Source organism: Actinomyces sp. HMSC075C01 (genome assembly GCF_001812965.1).
Taxonomy (GTDB): domain Bacteria; phylum Actinomycetota; class Actinomycetes; order Actinomycetales; family Actinomycetaceae; genus Actinomyces; species Actinomyces acetigenes.
In genome coordinates, this window is sequence record NZ_KV811001.1 from 1 (window position 1) to 1039 (window position 1039).

Genomic DNA, 1039 nt, shown 5'->3' on the forward strand with positions numbered 1-1039 from the left:
TTCCTGACGATTCGAGCCCGCCGAACCCTCTTGTGGCTCTTCGTGTTTGGGGGTGTGGTAGGTGGGGCTTATCGGTTGGTTTAGGTGGTTGTTGTCAGGTGGTCTTTGAGGCGTCCGGTGTGGATGAGGCTGCGGATGGTGTAGTTGGTGAGGTTGCGCAAATCCCAGGGCGATGCCGCGTAGGTGCTCCAGGCGCCCGTTGATCGCTTCGGTGGGGCCGTTGGAGGTACGGGGCTGGTCGAAGTAGGCCAGGGGTGTCGGAGGCTCTTTCAGTCAGGGTCTTTGCCAGGGTCTGGATCTCCTCCAGCCCTTCTGGGATGGCCTGCCTCAGGGAGTCGATGAGCCGTTGCATCAGGTACTTTCCCAGGCCCGCCTCCTCGGTGCGGTAGGCCTGGATGAGGCGCTGGTAGACGCCCCAGGCGGCCTGGACCGCAGCGTGGCGATCATCAGCGAACAGGGCCTCGAGACGCTCGGCCTGGGCATCGGTGAGCAGGCCGGCCCCGGTGTGCAGGGTGCGCCGGGCCCGGTAGAGCCGGTCACCCGCCCGGCCCCGCCGGCCCGTGATCGCCCGCTGGATCCGGCGGCGGCACTGGTCGAGCTTGCCGCCGGTCAGGGACACGACGCGCGTAGGGGTCCATCACCGCCCGGGCCTGTGGGAGCTCCTCGCCGGCGGCGCTCTCGGGACCCGGTGAAACCGCCCCGTGGCTACCACCTCAACCCGCTCACGCCAGGACTCACCCCGAGCGGCGAGCCAGGTCTTGAACACCTTCTTGGACCGGCCCGGAACCACGTCCAGAAGCCGGGCCGGACCACTGCGGTGGCGCACGGGGGTCAGGTCAATGACCACGGTGACATAGCGGTCGCCCCGCCTGGTGTGGCGCCACACAGAGGGGGTACCTCCCGCACGAGAGCGAAGCGCGCGGGGGAATCATCGACGCCGAGGACCTCCACACCATCGAAGCGGTCAGGGTTGCCGGTGATGGTCTGCTCAGCCCGAGTCAGGACTGCGTTGTTGGCGGTGTGCCAGGAGTTCCCCCAG

The 1039-nt window shown here is 67.9% G+C and carries 2 protein-coding genes and 1 pseudogene; all 3 read right to left on the reverse strand.

Going from position 1 to position 1039, the window contains the following annotated elements:
* Positions 1–273 (reverse strand): transposase (locus tag HMPREF2883_RS15525; protein WP_371080578.1); only part of this gene is annotated, 273 nt, incomplete at its 3' end.
* A 49-nt stretch (positions 274–322) separates the two neighbouring features.
* Positions 323–886 (reverse strand): annotated as a pseudogene (locus HMPREF2883_RS15530) (transposase); the annotation flags it as partial.
* On the reverse strand, positions 832–1039 hold a 208-nt coding region (locus HMPREF2883_RS15535), incomplete at its 5' end, for a hypothetical protein (RefSeq protein ID WP_256277394.1). The gene HMPREF2883_RS15535 and the pseudogene HMPREF2883_RS15530, both read right to left, overlap by 55 nt.